Raw genomic sequence first — 18409 nt, 5'->3', positions numbered from 1 at the left:
ATGGAAAACAACCCAAACCCGAATTGGGAGCGTCAAGCTCTCGAACATCTCTTGTTGGAGAATTTAAAAGAGACCCGTAAAGCGCGTCGTTGGAAAGCGGTACTGCGAGTACTTACCTTGTTAGTTATTGTTGGCGCACTGCTTTCGATATTTGACTTTCACCTTCCAGGCAAGGGCATGGGGGTAGAAAAGCACACTGCATTGGTAACGCTTGAAGGAGAAATTTCTTCCAGCTCGATGGCTAATGCAATGGATATCAATTCATCTTTACTATCTGCATTCGAGAATGAGCACAGTGCTGGGGTTGTGTTGCGCATTAATAGTCCTGGAGGTTCGCCAGTTCAAGCCGGCATGATCAATGATGAGATCCACCGCTTGCGCAAGCTCTATCCCAAAAAACCGTTTTATGTCGTTGTCGAAGACATCTGCGCATCTGGTGGTTACTACGTGGCAGTCGCTGCGGATCAAATCTTGGTTGATAAAGCCAGCTTAGTGGGATCTATTGGCGTGATCATGGAAGGTTTTGGTTTTACAGGCCTCATGGATAAGTTGGGCGTTACTCGTCGCATGATTACCTCAGGCTCTAATAAGGGCATGATGGATCCGTTTAGCAAAGAGAATCCAAAGCAAGTTGAAATGGTCAAGACTATGATTGATGAGATTCACCAGCAATTTATTGCCGTGGTGAAAGAGGGCCGCGGCGATCGCTTAAAAGACGTACCAGATTTATTTTCTGGCCGTATTTGGAATGGCGAGCAAGCAGTCAAGATTGGTTTGGCTGATGGGTATGGCACAGTAGATACCGTTGCCCGCGACATCTTTAAGGCGCCCGATATTCTGGACTACACCATGAAAGAGAATTTCGCTGAACGGGTTGCTAAACGCTTTGGTGCTGAAGCTGGAACTGCTGCTGGTAAAGCGTTGGTAAAGACACCTGACCTTAAATAGAAATAAGAAAAAAGCAAAACTAAAGCATTGAAGAGTTAGGCCAGCAGTAGAAATACTGTTGGCCTATTTTGCAATGAAGCACAATCGGCTTCATTCGGATAGCGTTTACGCCAATCTGCAATTGATAGGGTGGCAATCGTTTCTGATGGCAGACTAAGGTCCACACCGAGGCATAGCAGGCTTTGCGGTGCCAACGAATGGATACAAGCCATGAGCATGGCAGTATTGCGATAGGGTGTCTCAATCCAAATTTGAGTTTGTTGTAATTTACGAGATTCAACTTCGAGTTGCTTAAGTTTGGCAGTGCGCTCATTGGTGTCGTGAGGCAAGTACCCCTGAAAAGCAAAGCGTTGGCCATTGAGTCCGCTTGCCATCAGGCCTAACAAGATAGAGCTCGGTCCAACCAGTGGCTTCACTTGGGCGCCTAGCTTATGTGCCGCTAGCACTAACTCTGCACCAGGGTCTGCAACGCCAGGGACTCCTGCTTCAGACATCAAGCCCATATCGTTTCCAGCAAGCAAAGGCTTGAGTAAATCTGCCGGCTTAACCGCATCACCATACTTTGCATTGCGCGCAGCTCCACGCCATTCACTCATTTGCATGTCTTGAATAGTGCATGCTAACGGAGAGACAGAATCGATTGCTTTTAACAACGCTCGCGCCGTCTTGGCATCTTCAACAATCCAGTGCTTTAACTTGGCTGTTTGCGTAATCGTTTCAGATGGAAGTACCCATGGTAATTGCTCAGCCCGACCATCATCACCCAAGGTATTGGGAACTAAATACAGGGTGCCGAGTTTGCTCATGAATTATTTTTCTAATGAATCTAGTTATTAATTTTTACTTTATTTTTTTGATGGAATTGCATAGCCAGCATCGCGTAGCATGCTGGTTAATGCAATCAGCGGCAAGCCAATTAAAGCGGTTGGATCATCGCTCTTGATCGACTCTAGCAGGCTGATGCCTAGGCCTTCTGACTTGGCGCTGCCAGCGCAATCATAAGGCTCTTCAGCCAGTAGGTAAGCCTCTAGGGTGCTGTCTGGAAGTTTGCGAAAAGTCACTTCAGTAGGAACACATAAAGTTGTTTGGGTATCACCCTTCATCAAACATAGCGCCGTTTGAAAGGTCACCACTTGACCACGCATGAGTTGTAGCTGCGCTAAGGCTCTTTCAAAATTACCAGGCTTACCAATCGCTGCACCACAAAGATCGGCGACTTGATCAGAGCCAATGACCCAAGCATCAGGATGCTCTTTAGCAACTGCAGCTGCTTTTGCTTGAGCAAGTCGTAGTGCCAAATCAAGAGTGCTCTCTCCAGTAAATGGGGTTTCATCTACCTTTGGTGAGATGACTTCAAAGGGGATGCGTAGGCGCTCTAAAAGTTCACGACGGTATACCGAAGTGGATGCCAAGATGAGTCTTGGATTTTGAGGTGTATTTGTGGAGGTACTCATTTTTGCTGTGCTTTCTAAGGCGCCTTCATTTAGACTGATGCCATGAATCGTAATCAAGTTTTACCTCAAGTCGAACTATCTCCCGAGCCTAGCGCCTTAAAGAGGGTAGATTTTTGTGCCCCCCAATCTTATGCAGGCACCGGTTTTTTAAGCTTGTCAGACATGCCAAGGGTGGCCGAGGAGGCGTCAACCGTTAACCCAGCCGATGGCTTTAATTGGTCTGTGAGGACCCATTTTGAGGATTCCCCCGGGAGTGAACCCCATCAAATCCTCGAATTAGGGCTAAAAGGACGTCTGCACCTAGTTTGTCAGCGCTGTTTGCAAGATTGCGCGGTGGATTTGGACGAAAAACGTCGATTTATTCTGGTTTTGACAGATTCTGAAGCAGATGAATACCCTTTGGAGGATGAGGAGCAAGATCCTCTGGTCGTAAATCAGCACTTCAACCTCCTGGAAACGATGGAGGATGAGGTTTTGCTGTCTTTGCCCCTGATTCCAAAGCATCCAGATGGGTTTTGTGAACCTCATGCATCTACCTTTGGGGATGAGGCTGATGAGGAGCCGTCAAATGAGCGGGAAAACCCCTTTAACATATTGAAAAATATGAAGAAAAACTGAAATTAGGGGCCTGATTTCAGTTGTTGTTTTAAGTATCTTTTGTCAATAAATCAAGCATTTAGGCGCATTTCCATGCTAGAATATCGCCTTGCTTAGGAGTTCAATATGGCCGTTCAACAAAACAAAAAATCACCTTCCAAACGTGGCATGCACCGTGCGCACGACTTCTTGACCGCACCTGCTACGGCTGTTGAGGCCACAACTGGTGAGGCTCATTTGCGCCACCACATTTCACCTAACGGCTACTATCGTGGTCGTAAAGTTGTTAAAACTAAAAACGACTAATTTTTTAGTCTAAACAGATAGAAGCGGCTCCAGTAAAAGCCGCTTTTTTCTTGGATAAATCACTTGCAGCAATCAATGAGCTTATGAGCGTTACTCTTGCTATTGATGCCATGGGCGGAGATCATGGAGTCGTCGTGACGGTTCCGGCTGCCTGCGATTTTTTAGAAAAACACGCTGACGTGAAGATTACCCTCGTTGGTGATCCCGATTTAATCAAGCAAGTCTTGAGTAAATCCCCTAAAGCTCCTATGGAGCGAATTCAAATTATTTCCGCTAGCGAAGTTGTCTTAATGGATGATTCCATTGAGATTGCTCTGCGTCGCAAAAAAGATTCTTCTATGCGCGTTGCCATCATGCAAGTGAAGGAGGGCGCCGCCGATGCAGTGATCTCTTCTGGCAATACTGGCGCACTCATGGCGATCTCTCGCTACATTCTCAAAACGCTTGATGGTGTTGATCGTCCTGCGATTGCTACCGCGATCCCCAATGAATTAGGGCGCGGGACAACTATGCTGGACCTCGGCGCAAATGCCGACTGTGAACCAATGCACTTGGTGCAGTTTGCTCAGATGGCAAACGTGATGGTGCAAGTGGTGGATGGCAAACAAAACCCTTCAATTGGCCTTCTCAATATTGGTGAGGAAGTGATTAAAGGGAATGAAGTTGTTAAGCAAACCAGTGAGTTACTTCGCCAAACCTCTTTAAACTTTTACGGCAACGTAGAAGGCAACGATATTTTCAAGGGCACTACGGATATCGTGGTGTGCGATGGTTTTGTTGGCAATGTCGTTCTGAAAGCCAGTGAAGGCTTGGCAAAAATGATGAGTGGTTTGATTCGCCAAGAATTTAATCGCTCATGGCTTACCAAGTTAATGGCGATCTGTGCAATGGTGCCATTGCTAAGAGTACGTAAGCGTGTTGATCATCGTCGTTATAACGGCGCAGTATTGTTGGGTTTACGTGGTTGTGTAATTAAGAGCCATGGTTCTGCTGATCGCTTTGCTTTTGGCTTTGCCTTGGATCGCGCCTATGAGGCGGCTAAGAACCGCATGGTAGAGCGTATTGCTGCAGCCTTTGTAGTGGAGATAAAAGTATGAGTATTTTTGCAAGAGTAGCGGGTACCGGAAGTTATCTTCCTGAGTTGCGCTTAACTAATCAAGACTTGGTGGAGCGTCTTGCTAAAACTGGCTTAGAGACCAGTGATGAGTGGATTAAAACGCGTAGCGGTATTTCTGCACGTCACTTTGCCGCTGAAAATGAGTTAACTAGTGATCTGGCTGTCAAGGCGGCACAAGCTGCATTAACTAGTGCCGGCATTACCTCTGAAGATTTAGACCTCATCATTTTGGCCACTTCTACTCCAGATCATTTGGGTGGTTTTCCAAGTACCGCTTGCGTTGTACAAGACAAATTGGGCGCACACACTGCTTGTGCTGCTTTTGATGTGCAAGCAGTCTGTGCTGGTTTTACTTATGCGCTTGCCATTGCAGATGCATTTATTCGATGTGGCTCATACAAAAAAGTATTGGTCATTGGCGCAGAAACATTCTCCCGTATTCTAAATTTCCAAGACCGTGGCACTTGTGTCTTGTTTGGCGATGGTGCTGGAGCTGTTGTACTTGAGGCTTCTAAAGAAGCCGGCATTCTCTCTACTGCATTACATGCCGATGGTAGTCAACGCGATATTTTGTGTGTTCCTGGGCGTGCAGGTAATGGCGAAGTGTGTGGTTCCCCATTTATGACTATGGATGGTCCAGCGGTCTTTAAGCTTGCTGTGAAGGTCTTAGAGCAGGTAGCTCACGAGGCACTCGAAAAAGCAAACCTCAAGGCTGAGCAAATCGACTGGCTAGTACCCCATCAAGCCAACATTCGTATCATGGAAGGTACGGCTAAGAAGATGGGTATGTCCATGGATAAAGTCATTGTTACTGTGCATGAGCATGGCAATACTTCGGCTGCATCCATTCCGTTGGCATTAGATGCTGGCGTGCGCTCTGGGCAGATTCAGCGTGGACAACATCTCTTGCTAGAGGGTGTTGGCGGCGGGTTCGCTTGGGGTGCGGTTGCGATTAAATACTAAGAGCGGCACACTATTTTTATTCATTCATCTCTTTAATTTCTTTTCAGCGAATTAATCACATGACATTTGCATTTGTATTTCCTGGTCAAGGCTCTCAATCCGTTGGCATGCTCAATTCCATTTCTGAGCGTCCAGAAGTACGCGCAACATTGCAAGAGGCTTCTGAGGCATTAGGTGAGGACGTTGCAAAGCTGATTTCTGAAGGCCCTGCAGAGATGCTGTCATTAACCACGAATACTCAGCCTGTGATGTTGACTGCAGGCGTTGCTTTTTATCGAGCCTGGCTGGCAGCAGGTGGATCTGCGCCTAAGGTAATGGCAGGTCATAGTCTTGGTGAGTACACTGCCTTGGTTGCATCTGGCGTTATTTCTTTTAAAGATGCCGTTCCATTGGTGCGCTTTCGTGCTGAAGCAATGCAAACTGCTGTGCCGGTAGGTACAGGCGGCATGGCTGCGATTCTCGGCTTGGATGATGCAATCGTGATTCAGGTGTGTGCTGAAGCAAGTGCTGTTTCTGGTGGTGTTGTTGAAGCCGTCAATTTCAATGCCCCCGGCCAAGTAGTGATTGCTGGTGCAAGTGATGCCGTTACTAAGGCATGTGAATTATTAAAGGCTGCTGGCGCTAAGCGTGCTTTGCCATTGCCAGTTTCTGCACCGTTCCACTCTTCTTTGCTGCAACCAGCCTCTGAAAAATTGAAGGGCTACTTAGCCAGCATTGAATTTAAAGCACCAACCATTGCCGTGATTAATAACGTGGATGTTCAAATCTTGAATGACCCGATTGCAATTAAAGATGCCTTAGTGCGTCAAGCTGCTAAGCCTGTACGTTGGCAAGAAACCGTTCAGGCTATGGCCTCTCAAGGCATTACTCGGGTAGTAGAGTGCGGTCCTGGCAAAGTATTAGCAGGCCTTACCAAGCGCATTAATGATCAAGTCACTGGTGTGCCGGTATTTGATGAAGTCAGCTTGAATGAAGTTCTGGCAAGCTTTCAATAAAACAAACGTTATAGCGGAAGATAAAAATGAATCTCGACTTAAGCGGACAAATTGCTTTAGTAACTGGCGCCTCACGCGGTATTGGTCAGGCAATCGCGGATGAGCTAGTCAAGTGTGGCGCCAAGGTAATTGGAACGGCTACATCCGAGAGTGGAGCTAAAGCGATTGATGAGCGTTTAAAAGCTTCAGGCGGTGCTGGCAAAGTATTGAATGTGACTGCGCCAAATGCTTGTGAAGAAATTATTGATCTGATCGTCAAAGAGTATGGCGGCATCAATATCTTGGTGAATAACGCCGGCATCACTCGTGACAATTTAGCAATGCGCATGAAGTCTGAAGAGTGGACTGATGTGATTGATACCAACCTCAGTTCAGTCTTCCGTCTTTCTCAAGCAGTAATGCGTCCCATGATGAAGGCCCGTGGTGGCCGCATTATTAATATCACTTCAATTGTTGGTCATATGGGTAATCCTGGTCAGGCAAACTACGCAGCTGCAAAAGCAGGCGTTTCTGGAATGACCCGTGCCTTAGCCCGTGAAATTGGTAGCCGCAATATCACTGTGAATTGCGTAGCTCCTGGATTTATCGACACTGATATGACCCGCGCCTTGAGCGAAGAACAGCAAAATGCCCTAAAAGTGAACATTCCTTTGGCGCGTTTGGGTAGTCCTGAGGATGTTGCCCAAGCGGTGGCCTTTTTGGCCTCTCCAGCGGCTGGCTACATTACGGGTAATACCCTGCACGTCAATGGCGGACTCTATTTAGCCTAACGGCAAAGCCAGGATTTGGTCATTTTTAGGCGAATTTGCTAATTCGGTCCGCCAAACTGATAAAATCCTTTCATCGTTTTTACAACCCCTGGGGAAATTAATGGACAACATCGAACAACGCGTTAAGAAAATCGTCGCTGAGCAATTAGGCGTCGCAGAAGGAGACATCAAGAATGAATCTTCTTTCGTGAACGACTTGGGCGCTGACTCTCTTGACACTGTTGAGCTGGTTATGGCCTTGGAAGATGAATTCGGCATCGAAATTCCTGATGAGGAAGCTGAAAAGATCACCACAGTTCAGCTCGCGATCGACTTCGCTACATCAAAAGCTCAGGGTTAATTCCCTAGCCTAGGTATTACTGTGTCAGCATCAAATGGCCGACGCCGGGTAGTAGTCACCGGCCTTGGTCTTATCTCACCTGTTGGTAATTCAGTTGATGTAGCTTGGTCTAATTTGCTTGCGGGCAAATCAGGCATTGCTACCATCACTAAGTTTGACCATACTCCGCTTAGCGTTCATTTCGCTGGAGAGGTAAAAGATTTCAATGTCGAAGAATATGTTTCTGCCAAAGAGGCGCGCCACATGGATACCTTTATCCATTACGGCATTGCTGCTGGTACACAAGCTATTCGCGACAGCGGTTTAGAGATCACCGAACAAAACGCCGAGCGAGTTGGTGTCATGGTTGGCTCCGGTATCGGTGGCTTGCCAATGATTGAAGAAACGGGCGCTGAGTTATTGGCTCGTGGCCCTCGTCGTATCTCCCCTTTCTTTGTTCCAGGCTCCATCATCAATATGATTTCTGGCCACCTCAGCATCTTGTTTGGTCTCAAAGGCCCAAACGTGGCTGCGGTAACAGCCTGTACAACGGGTTTACACAGCATTGGATTGGCTGCACGCTTAATTCAGTACGGTGATGCTGATGTCATGGTTGCTGGCGGTGCTGAATCCACTATCTCTGCATTAGGGGTTGGTGGCTTTGCTTCTGCAAGAGCGCTTTCTACACGCAATGATGATCCTGCAACTGCATCACGCCCCTGGGATAGAGACCGCGATGGTTTTGTGCTGGGTGAGGGCGCAGGCGTAGTGGTGATTGAAGAGTATGAGCACGCTAAAGCCCGTGGCGCAAAAATCTATTGCGAATTACTGGGCTTCGGCATGAGTGGTGACGCTTATCACATGACTGCCCCAAATATGGATGGCCCCCGTCGTTGCATGCTTAATGCAATGCGCGATGCAGGCCTAAATGCTGATCAGATTCAATATATTAATGCTCACGGCACTTCCACGCCTTTGGGTGATAAGAATGAAACTGGCGCTATTAAGGCTGCTCTTGGCGACCACGCTAAGAAGACTTTAATTAACTCCACCAAGTCTATGACTGGTCACCTCTTGGGCGGTGCAGGTGGCTTGGAGTCTGTTTTCACGATTTTGGCTCTTCATAACCAAAAATCACCACCAACTATCAATATTTTCAATCAAGATCCTGAGTGCGACCTGGACTACTGCGCCAATACCGCTAGGGATGTGAGGATTGACCATGCAGTCAAAAACAATTTTGGCTTTGGGGGTACTAACGGTACCTTGATTTTTGGCAAACTGACCTAATATTCTTAATATCTTCATTGTTGGTTTTCACCAAGTAGGTCTATAGCATCATGAAAAAGTACTTCATTGCACTCTTGGCTATATTTAGTCTAGGACAAGTCGCCTTTATTCCATTTGCTTCTGCGCAAAATCCCCGGGTCACGATTCCTGACTTTGCGGATTTGGTTGAACGCGCAAGTCCTGCAGTTGTCAATATTCGTACCACTGAAAAAGTAGTAGTGCAGCAAGCGCAAGGTGGCATTCCCGGAATCCCAGAAGATCAGGCGGAATTTTTCCGCCGTTTCTTTGGTGTACCTATTCCAGGAACTCCAAATGGACCTAAACCAGCGCAACCTAATTTAGGCAAGCCGCAAGAAGCGGATCGTGGAGTAGGCTCTGGTTTCATTATCGAATCCAATGGTTTGATTTTGACTAACGCTCACGTTGTTGAGGGTGCCACCACTATTTATGTAACCCTGACTGATAAGCGCGAGTTCAAAGCAAAGTTACTGGGCATGGATAAACGTACCGACGTTGCAGTGGTCAAAATTGAAGCACGTGATTTGCCAAAGCTACCTTTAGGTGATTCATCGAGGGTGCGAGTAGGTGAATGGGTGCTAGCAATTGGCTCCCCGTTCGGCCTTGAGAACACGGTGACTGCAGGTATTGTGTCGGCGAAGAGTCGCGATACAGGCGACTACTTGCCTTTTATTCAGACTGACGTTGCTGTGAATCCAGGAAACTCTGGAGGGCCGCTTTTAAATACTGCTGGTCAAGTGATTGGTATCAACTCACAAATATTTAGTCGCTCTGGTGGCTATATGGGCATCTCTTTTGCAATTCCGATTGATGAGGCAATGCGTGTGGCAGATCAATTGCGTACTAATGGCAAGATGACTCGCGGCCGAATTGGTGTTGCTTTGGGCGAGATGACAAAAGAAGTTGCTGAGAGTCTCGGTTTAGGTAAGCCTCGCGGCGCATATGTACGCAATGTCGAGCCAGGTGGACCAGCGGCAGCTGGTGGTATTGAAGCAGGTGATGTGATTCTGAGTTTCAATGGTCGTGAGATTTCTAAATCAACCGACTTACCAAGAGTGGTTGGCGAAACGAAGCCAGGCACTTCGGTGTCAGTACAAGTTTGGCGTAAAGGTGGAACCCGTGATTTAACGGTTACCGTAACTGATACCGAATCTACTCAGGCAGCCAATAAAAAGACAGATGCCCCTGCGGCAAATGGCAATAGCGCTAATGCCTTGGGAGTTATTGTTAGTGAACTATCGGATGCCAAAAAGAAAGATTTGAATATCAAGGGCGGTGTTGAGGTGACCGGTTTAGGGGATGGCCCTTTGGCAAAAGCGGGGATTCGACCAGGTGACGTCATTATTCGGGTGGCAGATGCCGATATTACGAGCGTTAAGCAGTTTGAGGTTCTAGTTAAGAGTTTGGACGCCAATAAGGCTGTACCGGTCTTTATCCGTCGCGCTGACAGCACTTTAGTCGTTCCCGTAAGGCCTAAATAACCCCATTTTGGGCCTAAAAAGGGGTTTGGCGCCTTTTAGGCGCAACCCATTACAATCACTTTAAGACGACTTTTTGCAGCGCATCATCGTGGTGCGTTCTGACAAGGCGTTTTTTGAATGACCTATTAAGACGCTATGGATTTAATCCGCAATTTTTCTATCATCGCCCATATCGATCACGGCAAATCGACGCTTGCTGATCGCATTATTCAGCTCTGTGGCGGTCTCTCCGATCGTGAAATGGAAGCCCAAGTTCTAGACTCAATGGATATTGAGCGTGAGCGCGGCATCACTATTAAGGCGCAAACCGCAGCTTTAAATTACAAAGCCAAAGACGGCAAGATTTACCATATCAACCTGATTGACACCCCGGGACACGTCGACTTCTCTTATGAGGTCAGTCGCTCTTTGTCTGCCTGTGAAGGTGCGTTGTTGGTCGTAGATGCGAGTCAAGGTGTTGAGGCGCAAACGGTTGCCAACTGTTACATGGCGCTTGAGTTGGGCGTTGAGGTTGTACCAGTGCTCAATAAGATTGACTTACCCCAAGCCGATCCTGAGCGCGCTAAAAAAGAAATTGAAGATGTGATTGGTATTGATGCTTCTGAGGCCGTCACCTGCTCAGCCAAAACAGGTTTGGGTGTTGCGGATGTCATCGAGGAAATGATTGCTCGGGTACCGCCGCCAAAGGGTAATGCAGAAGATCCATTGCAAGCTTTGATTATTGACTCCTGGTTTGACAATTACGTAGGCGTAGTCATGTTGGTGCGTGTTGTGAATGGCACCCTAAAACCAAAAGAAAAGATTACCTTGATGGCCAATGGTTCAAGCCATTTAGTCGAGCATGTAGGCGTGTTTAGTCCGAAGTCAGTAGATCGTCCAGAGTTATCTGCTGGTCAAGTGGGTTTTGTGATTGCCGGCATTAAAGAATTAAAAGCTGCCAAGGTTGGCGACACCGTGACACATACGCCTGGGCAGCAAGGGCGAGTTCCTGCAGCCGAGCCACTGCCCGGTTTTAAAGAAGTGAAGCCCCAAGTTTTTGCTGGCTTATATCCAGTAGAGGCGAGTGAATACGATCAGCTGCGCGAGTCCCTTGAAAAGCTCAAGTTAAATGACGCCTCACTCTTATATGAGCCAGAGGTTTCACAGGCTCTTGGTTTTGGATTTCGCTGCGGCTTCTTGGGTTTGCTCCATATGGAGATTGTGCAAGAGCGTTTAGAGCGTCAGTACGGCATGAATCTCATCACGACCGCTCCAACGGTGGTGTATCAAGTGGAGCAGTCTGATGGCACGCTCATGATGGTGGATAACCCGTCGAAGATGCCCGAGGCTAGCAAGATCAATACCATTCTTGAGCCGATTGTGACGGTCAATTTATACATGCCGCAAGAGTATGTAGGGGCGATGATTACTTTGTGTGTAGGTAAGCGCGGCATTCAGATGGACATGAACTACTTAGGTCGTCAGGTCAAACTCACTTATGAGTTGCCGATGGCCGAGATTGTTTTGGACTTCTTTGACAAAATGAAATCCATCTCACGCGGATATGCCTCAATGGATTACGAGTTCAAAGAATATCGCCCGGCAGACGTAGTTAAGGTCGACATCCTCATTAATAGTGAGCGGGTTGATGCCCTCTCAGTGATTGTTCATAGAAGCAATAGCCAACATCGTGGGCGCGAAGTGGTAGCCAAAATGCGCGGCATTATTCCTCGTCAAATGTTTGATGTGGCTATTCAGGCGGCTATTGGAAGTAATATTGTTGCGCGTGAAAACGTCAAGGCATTGCGTAAAAACGTATTGGCTAAATGCTACGGTGGTGACATCTCCCGTAAACGTAAGTTATTAGAGAAGCAAAAAGAAGGTAAGAAACGTATGAAGCAAGTTGGTAACGTGGAAATTCCACAAGAAGCCTTCTTGGCTATTCTGCAGGTGGAGGATTAATGAACTTTGCTCTAGTCCTTTTTATCTTGGTGATTGTTTCTGGAATCGCTTGGGTTGCTGACAAATTGCTCTTTGCCCCGCAAAGACGTTTGGCTGGTATTGACCGTATGCCTTTGTGGCTTGAATACACAGCAGGTTTCTTCCCAGTAATTTGTGCCGTATTTGTATTACGCTCTTTTATCGCTGAGCCTTTTAAGATTCCTTCTGGCTCAATGATCCCTACATTGCAAATCGGCGACTTCATTTTGGTTAATAAATTTACCTATGGAATTCGTTTACCGGTGCTCAATCAAAAAGTCGTTGACTTGGGCTCACCCAAACGCGGTGATGTTGTTGTGTTTCGCTATCCACGTGATGAATCGGTGGATTACATCAAGCGCATAGTGGCCTTGCCAGGTGACGAAATCACTTATGAAAATAAGCGTCTGACTATTAATGGTCAGCCTCTGCAATATAGCGGTGGCGAGCCGTATCTCGATCCTGAGAATATGCGCTATGCCAAACGTTTCACAGAGACTTTCCCAGCAGACTTGGGCGGTAATCGTCATGACATCTTGAATGACCCTGATCGTCCGGCTACTGTATTTCCGACTGAGCGTTTTCCGGGTTCTGAGTTCTGCCAGTACCAGCAGTCTGGCGTGACTTGCAAAGTACCTCCAGGGCATTACTTCGCGATGGGCGATAACCGTGACAACAGTGCAGACTCACGTTATTGGGGCTTTGTACCGGATAAAAACATTGTCGGTAAGGCCTTCTTTGTGTGGTTGAACCTGGGTAATCTTGGCCGCATTGGCGGATTCGAGTAAATATTATGAATGCGCGCGCCGTTATCGAAACTGGACCGCTGCAAGAGCGCCTCGGCTATACCTTCAAGAAGCCAGAGCTACTAAATCAAGCCTTGACTCATCGCAGTCATAGTAAGAAAAATAACGAGCGCTTGGAATTTTTGGGGGACTCTATTCTGAATTGCGTTGTTGCTGAAATGCTCTATGAGCGTTATTCGGACTTAGATGAGGGCGACCTCTCTCGCGTACGTGCAAACTTAGTAAAGCAACAAGCTTTATACGAAATTGCCCAAACTTTATCCTTGTCGGATTACTTAAGACTGGGTGAAGGTGAGTTGAAGAGCGGTGGCTTTCGTCGCCCTTCTATTCTTGCTGATACCTTAGAGGCAGTGACTGGCGCAATCTTTATGGATGGTGGTTTTGAAGTGGCTAAGGCCAGTTTACGTAAGCTGTATTCCATTATCTTGGCAAACGTAGATCCTAAAACCTTAGGTAAGGACGACAAAACTTTATTGCAAGAATGCTTGCAAGGCTATCAATTGCCATTGCCGACCTATAACGTTACCGGCACTACTGGTGCTGCACACAACCAGCAGTTTGAGGTGGAGTGCTTGATCCCTAGCCATAAAGTGGCGGTCAAAGGTGAGGGTGCTTCGCGTCGTGCTGCTGAGCAAGCCGCGGCAAAGTTAGCCTTGATTGCTATGCTCAAGGCTTTGCCGCAAGAATCTCGTAAACCCAAGAAGACTCGATCGGCCAAAAAGAAGGCAGCCAAAAAAGAAGTGACCGAAGAGCAGTTCAATCTTAAGCTGAAGGGCTAATCGTGTTTAGATGCGGCACCATCGCCATTGTTGGGCGTCCTAATATGGGTAAATCAACTCTTCTGAATGCGTTGGTTGGTCAGAAGATCAGCATTACCTCTCGTAAAGCGCAAACTACACGCCATCGTATTTTGGGAATTCAGAATCGCGAAGAAGTGCAGTTTATCTTTATCGATACCCCAGGCTTTCAGACGCGTTTAATGAATACATTAAACAAGGCGTTAAATCGTACTGTCACCACTGCCTTACAGGACGTGAATGTCGCTTGCTTCGTGGTTGAGGCTGGCTACTTTGGTGAAGATGATAAAAAGGTATTAAAGCTACTGCCAGATGACTTGCCGGTTGTACTGGTTTTAAATAAATTAGATTTGTTTAATAGTCGCTTTCAGACTCCATCAGAACGTGACCAAGCACTCCTTAGCTTCATTAAAGAAATGGCTCGCCCTTGGTGTGAACTAGGTGGCCATGAAGATCAGAAGTGTGAGTTTGTTGAGATCGTGCCGATGAGCGCCAAGAGTCCTGGTGATATTGAAAGATTGTTAGATGTCCTTGAGGGCTACCTGCCTGAGGCTGAGGCTATCTATGATGGCGACACTATTACCGATCGCAGCGAGCGCTTCTTAGCTGCTGAGATTCTCCGTGAAAAAGTATTCCGCTTTACCGGTGAAGAACTGCCTTACACCAGCACGGTAGTCATCGATCAGTTCAAGATGGATGGCAAGATGCGTCGCATTGCCGCAACCATTTTGGTTGATCGGGATAGCCACAAGGCAATGATCATTGGTCAAAAGGGTGAGCGTCTCAAGAAGATTTCAACTGATGCTCGTATCGATATGGAAAAGCTCTTTGACGGCAAGGTCTTTTTAGAGACTTGGGTTAAGGTCAAACGTGGCTGGGCAGATGATCGAGCTGAATTGCGAGCTCAAGGTCTGGAATAAGTTTCATGGCCTCGATTCGTATTGCTGACGAGCCTGCTTTTGTATTGCATAGCATTCCCTATAAAGAGACCAGCTTAATTCTGGATGTCTTTACTCGGCAATATGGCCGTATGGCTTTAATTGCTAAGGGCGCTAAGCGTCCACACTCCACTCTAAGACCAGTATTGCAGCGCTTTCAACCGCTCCTCGTTTCTTGGAGTGGTAAATCAGAGCTCCGCACTTTAACGAAGTCAGAGTGGGTGGGGGGTACACCTTCTTTGGTTGGCGATGCTTTGCTCTGTGGCTTTTATCTCAATGAATTGCTCGTCAAGTTTTTAGCGCGTGAAGATGATTACGAAAAACTCTACGATCGCTATTTCGAGACTATTAATGCTTTATCGAATCTGGAGTTCGAGTCTAAGGGCTTAGAAGAGATTTTGCGTCCATTTGAGTTATCACTCTTGCAAGAGACGGGTTATGCGGCTGCCTTGGATCGCTGTGTTGAAACCAATGAGGCGCCCATGGCTCAAGAGCAATACATCTATCAACCAGAGCGGGGTGTTCGCCCAGTTCAAGCGGATGATCCAGGGCATTGGCCCGTTCTTACCGGTAAATCCCTTTTAGCGATTGCAGCGGGAGATTTCTCAGGCCCTGAGACTCTTTCTGAGAGTAAGCAATTAATGCGCTTTCTTCTTGGCCTACATTTACAGGATCAGGTCTTGACTACTCGTCAGATTTTGATTGATCTGAAGAAAATCTAGTAATCTACAGAGATGAGCAGCCATCCAAGCCTTGAACTGGGTATCAATATCGATCACGTCGCCACTTTGCGTAATGCAAGGGGCACGGTCTATCCTGATCCACTGAGAGCAGCAGCCCTTGCTGAGGAGGCTGGCGCTGATTTAATTACCCTGCATTTACGAGAAGATCGTCGCCACATTAAAGATGCAGACTTGCTGGCACTTCGCCCGCTCATCAAAACCCGTATGAATCTAGAGTGCGCAGTGACGCCAGAAATGATTGATATTGCGTGCCAAGTAAAGCCGCATGACGTCTGTTTAGTCCCAGAGAAACGTGAAGAGGTTACTACTGAAGGTGGATTGGATGTATTGGGTCACTTCGAGGCCGTTAAGGCTGCCACAAAAAAATTAGTAGATGCTGGTATTCGGGTATCCCTGTTCATTGATCCAGAAGAAAAACAAATTCAAGCGGCTAAAGAAGTTGGGGCAACCGTAGTGGAATTACATACCGGTCGTTACGCCGATTTATCTGGTACTGCGCAGTTGACAGAGCTTGAGCGCATTCGTAAGGCTGCAATCTTTGGGAAAAGTATCGGCCTGAGAGTCAATGCCGGTCATGGTTTGCATGAAGGTAATGTGAAACCGATTGCGGCAATTGCAGAATTATCCGAGCTCAATATTGGCCACGCCATTGTTGCTGAGGCTTTGTTCAAAGGGTGGCAAAAAGCAATCATCGATATGAAAGCCTTGATGGCCCAAGGCAGAGCCAGCGCTTAAGAGCTAACAACAAAACGATTTACATCACATGATCATTGGTATCGGCACAGACATTCTGCAGATTGAGCGCTTACAGGCAGCTTACGATCGCACTAATGGCCGCTTAGCTGAAAAAATTCTGGGGCCAGACGAGATGCTGGTATTTCAGCATCGCCTTGCCAGAAACCATAAGCGGGGCATTGCGTTCTTGGCCACACGCTTTGCAGCCAAGGAGGCCTTCTCAAAAGCGATTGGCTTGGGAATGAGAATGCCTATGACTTGGCGTTCACTCCAAACCCTAAATGAGCCTAGTGGCAAACCAATTACTTCTTACTTAGGAGCTTTGGCGCTATTTATGATAGAAAAAAATTGGGAAGCTCACGTTACTGTGAGTGATGAACAGGATATGGCAATTGCGCATGTCATCGTTACTCAAAAGTAAATAAAAAATACAGTTGAAATAGAGGAAGAAATGAGTAAGTCAACCATGGCCCCCGGCCCAGTCACTCTGGATGTAGTTGGTCTGGAATTAAATGCCGAGGATCGTCGACGCATCTTGCATCCCCTGACTGGCGGCGTTATTTTATTCGGTAGAAACTTTGCTAATCGTCAGCAGCTCATTAAATTAACTGCTGCCATTAAGAAGCTGCGCCCTGATGTGCTTATTTCCATTGATCATGAGGGTGGTCGAGTGCAGCGTGCAAGAACAGACGGCTTTACCCACTTACCAGCTATGCGTAAATTGGGTGAATTATGGAGCGCTAAAAATAAATCAACCCATGCTGCAGAATCCGCTGCTATCGCAATGGCTGCTGCAACAGCTTGTGGATATGTACTTGCTGCTGAACTGCGTGCTTGTGGAGTTGACTTCAGTTTTACACCGGTGCTGGATTTAGATTTTGGTCGCAGTGGAGTGATTGGCGATCGCTCATTTAGCCGCGATCCACAAATAGTCTTTGCGTTGTCAAAGAGCCTGAATGAAGGTTTGCGTCTTGCTGGCATGGCCAACTGCGGCAAGCATTTCCCTGGGCATGGCTGGGCTGAGGCTGATTCACACGTGGCCATCCCAGTGGATGAGCGTCCTTTAAAAGAAATCTTGAATGATGATGCCAAGCCTTACGAGTGGTTAGATCTAAGTCTGGCATCAGTAATGCCTGCACATGTAATTTATCCAAAGGTAGATAAGAACCCAGCAGGATTTTCTAAGATTTGGCTTCACTCCATTCTGCGTCAAGAGTTGGGTTTTGAAGGCGTGATCTTCAGCGACGACCTATCCATGGAAGGTGCAAGCGTTGCAGGATCGGTAGTGAAGGGTGCAGAAATGGCGCTAGAGGCTGGTTGCGATGCGGTATTAATCTGCAATCGCCCAGACCTTGCAGATCAGCTATTAAGTAAGCTAAAGGTATCAAAAGCTAAGCAGGAAGAGTCAAAAGCGCGTTTAAATAAGTTAATGCCGACAGCGCTTGCATTGGGTTGGGATGAATTGCAGAACGAGGCTCAGTACCAGCACGCTAAAGGCCTGCTTGTGCAGTTAGGTTTGATTGCTGAGTAAGTTAAATTCATTTGTAGAAATAAAAAAGCCCGGCATGCCGGGCTTTTTAACATCTGTAGCCAGCTAATTAGTTAGCGCGGCTACGATATTCGCCGGTGCGAGTATCGATCTCGATCTTATCGCCAGTATTGCAAAACAAAGGAACTTGCAATTCATAGCCAGTTGCTAATTTTGCGTTCTTCAATACCTTACCTGAGCTGGTATCACCTTTAACTGCTGGCTCTGTGTAAATGATTTCACGAACCAATGAGTTAGGCATTGCTACTGAGAGTGCTTTACCTTCGTAGAACACCACTTCGCATGGCATGCTTTCTTCAAGGTAGTTCAATGCATCACCCATGAACTCGGCTTCAACCTCGTACTGGTTGTATTCAGTATCCATAAACACATACATTGGATCTGCGAAATAAGAGTAAGTACATTCTTTCTTATCGAGAATCACAACATCAAACTTGTCATCCGCTTTGTAAACGCCTTCGTTCGGTGCACCAGTTAACAAATTCTTAAATTTCATTTTCACAACAGAGGAGTTGCGGCCAGAGCGGCTATATTCGGCCTTTAAAACGACCTGGGCATCGGTGCCGATCATCACTACGTTACCAACGCGGAGTTCTTGTGCTGTTTTCATCTTGCTATTCCTGG

The 18409-nt window shown here is 47.0% G+C and carries 21 protein-coding genes; 18 read left to right on the top strand and 3 right to left on the bottom strand.

The window, feature by feature from the left end; all coding sequences use genetic code 11:
• Window positions 1–948, top strand: coding sequence for a signal peptide peptidase SppA (sppA, locus tag ICN40_RS04565; protein WP_216242420.1), 948 nt, complete (start codon window positions 1–3; stop codon window positions 946–948).
• Between the two features lie 35 nt (window positions 949–983).
• Here the strand turns inward: sppA and ICN40_RS04560 are convergent, their stop codons facing one another.
• On the bottom strand, window positions 984–1754 hold the full coding sequence (locus ICN40_RS04560) for an SAM-dependent methyltransferase (protein WP_216242418.1): 771 nt from the start codon (window positions 1752–1754) through the stop codon (window positions 984–986).
• Between the two features lie 39 nt (window positions 1755–1793).
• Entirely contained in the window at window positions 1794–2402 is a 609-nt protein-coding gene (locus tag ICN40_RS04555; RefSeq protein WP_216242416.1) for a Maf family nucleotide pyrophosphatase, read from the bottom strand.
• A gap of 42 nt (window positions 2403–2444) precedes the next feature.
• Between ICN40_RS04555 and ICN40_RS04550 the strand changes: the two genes are divergently transcribed.
• From ICN40_RS04550 to nagZ, 17 genes are all read left to right on the top strand, one after another.
• Complete coding sequence (locus ICN40_RS04550) at window positions 2445–3020, top strand: DUF177 domain-containing protein (RefSeq protein ID WP_216242414.1); 576 nt, start codon at window positions 2445–2447, stop codon at window positions 3018–3020.
• Window positions 3021–3125: 105 nt separating this feature from the next.
• Complete coding sequence (gene rpmF, locus ICN40_RS04545) at window positions 3126–3305, top strand: 50S ribosomal protein L32 (RefSeq protein WP_011902241.1); 180 nt, start codon at window positions 3126–3128, stop codon at window positions 3303–3305.
• Window positions 3306–3388: 83 nt separating this feature from the next.
• Window positions 3389–4402: a phosphate acyltransferase PlsX gene (gene plsX, locus ICN40_RS04540; RefSeq protein ID WP_216242413.1), complete on the top strand. Its 1014-nt coding sequence runs from the start codon at window positions 3389–3391 to the stop codon at window positions 4400–4402.
• On the top strand, window positions 4399–5385 hold the full coding sequence (locus ICN40_RS04535; protein ID WP_216242412.1) for a beta-ketoacyl-ACP synthase III: 987 nt from the start codon (window positions 4399–4401) through the stop codon (window positions 5383–5385). Before plsX ends, ICN40_RS04535 begins: the two co-directional genes overlap by 4 nt.
• Before the next feature lie 59 nt (window positions 5386–5444).
• On the top strand, window positions 5445–6380 hold the full coding sequence (gene fabD / locus ICN40_RS04530) for an ACP S-malonyltransferase (RefSeq protein WP_216242411.1): 936 nt from the start codon (window positions 5445–5447) through the stop codon (window positions 6378–6380).
• 26 nt (window positions 6381–6406) lie between these two features.
• Window positions 6407–7150, top strand: a complete 744-nt coding sequence (fabG, locus tag ICN40_RS04525; protein WP_215359376.1) for a 3-oxoacyl-ACP reductase FabG — start codon at window positions 6407–6409, stop codon at window positions 7148–7150.
• A 100-nt stretch (window positions 7151–7250) separates the two neighbouring features.
• Complete coding sequence (acpP, locus tag ICN40_RS04520; protein WP_011902246.1) at window positions 7251–7490, top strand: acyl carrier protein; 240 nt, start codon at window positions 7251–7253, stop codon at window positions 7488–7490.
• A gap of 21 nt (window positions 7491–7511) precedes the next feature.
• Window positions 7512–8759, top strand: coding sequence for a beta-ketoacyl-ACP synthase II (fabF, locus tag ICN40_RS04515; RefSeq protein ID WP_216242410.1), 1248 nt, complete (start codon window positions 7512–7514; stop codon window positions 8757–8759).
• 50 nt (window positions 8760–8809) lie between these two features.
• A complete protein-coding gene (locus ICN40_RS04510; protein WP_216242409.1) occupies window positions 8810–10258 on the top strand; it encodes a DegQ family serine endoprotease in 1449 nt (482 codons plus the stop codon).
• A gap of 135 nt (window positions 10259–10393) precedes the next feature.
• Window positions 10394–12199 (top strand): translation elongation factor 4, encoded by a 1806-nt coding sequence (lepA, locus tag ICN40_RS04505; RefSeq protein ID WP_215359382.1) that lies wholly within the window; start codon window positions 10394–10396, stop codon window positions 12197–12199.
• Window positions 12199–13005: a signal peptidase I gene (lepB, locus tag ICN40_RS04500; RefSeq protein ID WP_216242406.1), complete on the top strand. Its 807-nt coding sequence runs from the start codon at window positions 12199–12201 to the stop codon at window positions 13003–13005. Before lepA ends, lepB begins: the two co-directional genes overlap by 1 nt.
• A gap of 5 nt (window positions 13006–13010) precedes the next feature.
• Window positions 13011–13802, top strand: a complete 792-nt coding sequence (rnc, locus tag ICN40_RS04495) for a ribonuclease III (RefSeq protein WP_216242404.1) — start codon at window positions 13011–13013, stop codon at window positions 13800–13802.
• A 44-nt stretch (window positions 13803–13846) separates the two neighbouring features.
• On the top strand, window positions 13847–14740 hold the full coding sequence (gene era, locus ICN40_RS04490) for a GTPase Era (RefSeq protein ID WP_216860723.1): 894 nt from the start codon (window positions 13847–13849) through the stop codon (window positions 14738–14740).
• A gap of 5 nt (window positions 14741–14745) precedes the next feature.
• Window positions 14746–15480, top strand: a complete 735-nt coding sequence (recO, locus tag ICN40_RS04485) for a DNA repair protein RecO (protein WP_216242402.1) — start codon at window positions 14746–14748, stop codon at window positions 15478–15480.
• Window positions 15481–15492: 12 nt separating this feature from the next.
• Window positions 15493–16236 (top strand): pyridoxine 5'-phosphate synthase, encoded by a 744-nt coding sequence (gene pdxJ / locus ICN40_RS04480; protein ID WP_216242401.1) that lies wholly within the window; start codon window positions 15493–15495, stop codon window positions 16234–16236.
• Between the two features lie 28 nt (window positions 16237–16264).
• Window positions 16265–16657: a holo-ACP synthase gene (acpS, locus tag ICN40_RS04475; protein WP_072583130.1), complete on the top strand. Its 393-nt coding sequence runs from the start codon at window positions 16265–16267 to the stop codon at window positions 16655–16657.
• Between the two features lie 30 nt (window positions 16658–16687).
• A complete protein-coding gene (gene nagZ, locus ICN40_RS04470) occupies window positions 16688–17767 on the top strand; it encodes a beta-N-acetylhexosaminidase (protein ID WP_216242400.1) in 1080 nt (359 codons plus the stop codon).
• 67 nt (window positions 17768–17834) lie between these two features.
• Here the strand turns inward: nagZ and efp are convergent, their stop codons facing one another.
• Window positions 17835–18395, bottom strand: coding sequence for an elongation factor P (efp, locus tag ICN40_RS04465; protein WP_072583128.1), 561 nt, complete (start codon window positions 18393–18395; stop codon window positions 17835–17837).
• Window positions 18396–18409: the final 14 nt, after the last annotated feature.

The sequence above is a fragment of the Polynucleobacter sp. Fuers-14 genome (genome assembly GCF_018882045.1).
Lineage (GTDB): Bacteria > Pseudomonadota > Gammaproteobacteria > Burkholderiales > Burkholderiaceae > Polynucleobacter.
Note: the sequence above shows the minus strand (reverse complement) of the source record. Positions and strands in the feature narration are given on the sequence as shown.

What these genes read in the sequence shown, in the direction of transcription:
- fabD (WP_216242411.1), top strand. Translation starts at nt 5,445, where the DNA reads ATGACATTTGCATTTGTATTTCCTGGTCAAGGCTCTCAATCCGTTGGC.
- plsX (WP_216242413.1), top strand. Translation starts at nt 3,389, where the DNA reads ATGAGCGTTACTCTTGCTATTGATGCCATGGGCGGAGATCATGGAGTC.
- recO (WP_216242402.1), top strand. Translation starts at nt 14,746, where the DNA reads ATGGCCTCGATTCGTATTGCTGACGAGCCTGCTTTTGTATTGCATAGC.
- ICN40_RS04560 (WP_216242418.1), bottom strand. Translation starts at nt 1,754, where the DNA reads ATGAGCAAACTCGGCACCCTGTATTTAGTTCCCAATACCTTGGGTGAT.
- rpmF (WP_011902241.1), top strand. Translation starts at nt 3,126, where the DNA reads ATGGCCGTTCAACAAAACAAAAAATCACCTTCCAAACGTGGCATGCAC.
- era (WP_216860723.1), top strand. Translation starts at nt 13,847, where the DNA reads ATGGGTAAATCAACTCTTCTGAATGCGTTGGTTGGTCAGAAGATCAGC.
- lepA (WP_215359382.1), top strand. Translation starts at nt 10,394, where the DNA reads ATGGATTTAATCCGCAATTTTTCTATCATCGCCCATATCGATCACGGC.
- fabG (WP_215359376.1), top strand. Translation starts at nt 6,407, where the DNA reads ATGAATCTCGACTTAAGCGGACAAATTGCTTTAGTAACTGGCGCCTCA.
- ICN40_RS04510 (WP_216242409.1), top strand. Translation starts at nt 8,810, where the DNA reads ATGAAAAAGTACTTCATTGCACTCTTGGCTATATTTAGTCTAGGACAA.
- lepB (WP_216242406.1), top strand. Translation starts at nt 12,199, where the DNA reads ATGAACTTTGCTCTAGTCCTTTTTATCTTGGTGATTGTTTCTGGAATC.
- acpP (WP_011902246.1), top strand. Translation starts at nt 7,251, where the DNA reads ATGGACAACATCGAACAACGCGTTAAGAAAATCGTCGCTGAGCAATTA.
- ICN40_RS04555 (WP_216242416.1), bottom strand. Translation starts at nt 2,402, where the DNA reads ATGAGTACCTCCACAAATACACCTCAAAATCCAAGACTCATCTTGGCA.
- rnc (WP_216242404.1), top strand. Translation starts at nt 13,011, where the DNA reads ATGAATGCGCGCGCCGTTATCGAAACTGGACCGCTGCAAGAGCGCCTC.
- ICN40_RS04550 (WP_216242414.1), top strand. Translation starts at nt 2,445, where the DNA reads ATGAATCGTAATCAAGTTTTACCTCAAGTCGAACTATCTCCCGAGCCT.
- efp (WP_072583128.1), bottom strand. Translation starts at nt 18,395, where the DNA reads ATGAAAACAGCACAAGAACTCCGCGTTGGTAACGTAGTGATGATCGGC.
- acpS (WP_072583130.1), top strand. Translation starts at nt 16,265, where the DNA reads ATGATCATTGGTATCGGCACAGACATTCTGCAGATTGAGCGCTTACAG.
- sppA (WP_216242420.1), top strand. Translation starts at nt 1, where the DNA reads ATGGAAAACAACCCAAACCCGAATTGGGAGCGTCAAGCTCTCGAACAT.
- ICN40_RS04535 (WP_216242412.1), top strand. Translation starts at nt 4,399, where the DNA reads ATGAGTATTTTTGCAAGAGTAGCGGGTACCGGAAGTTATCTTCCTGAG.
- nagZ (WP_216242400.1), top strand. Translation starts at nt 16,688, where the DNA reads ATGAGTAAGTCAACCATGGCCCCCGGCCCAGTCACTCTGGATGTAGTT.
- pdxJ (WP_216242401.1), top strand. Translation starts at nt 15,493, where the DNA reads ATGAGCAGCCATCCAAGCCTTGAACTGGGTATCAATATCGATCACGTC.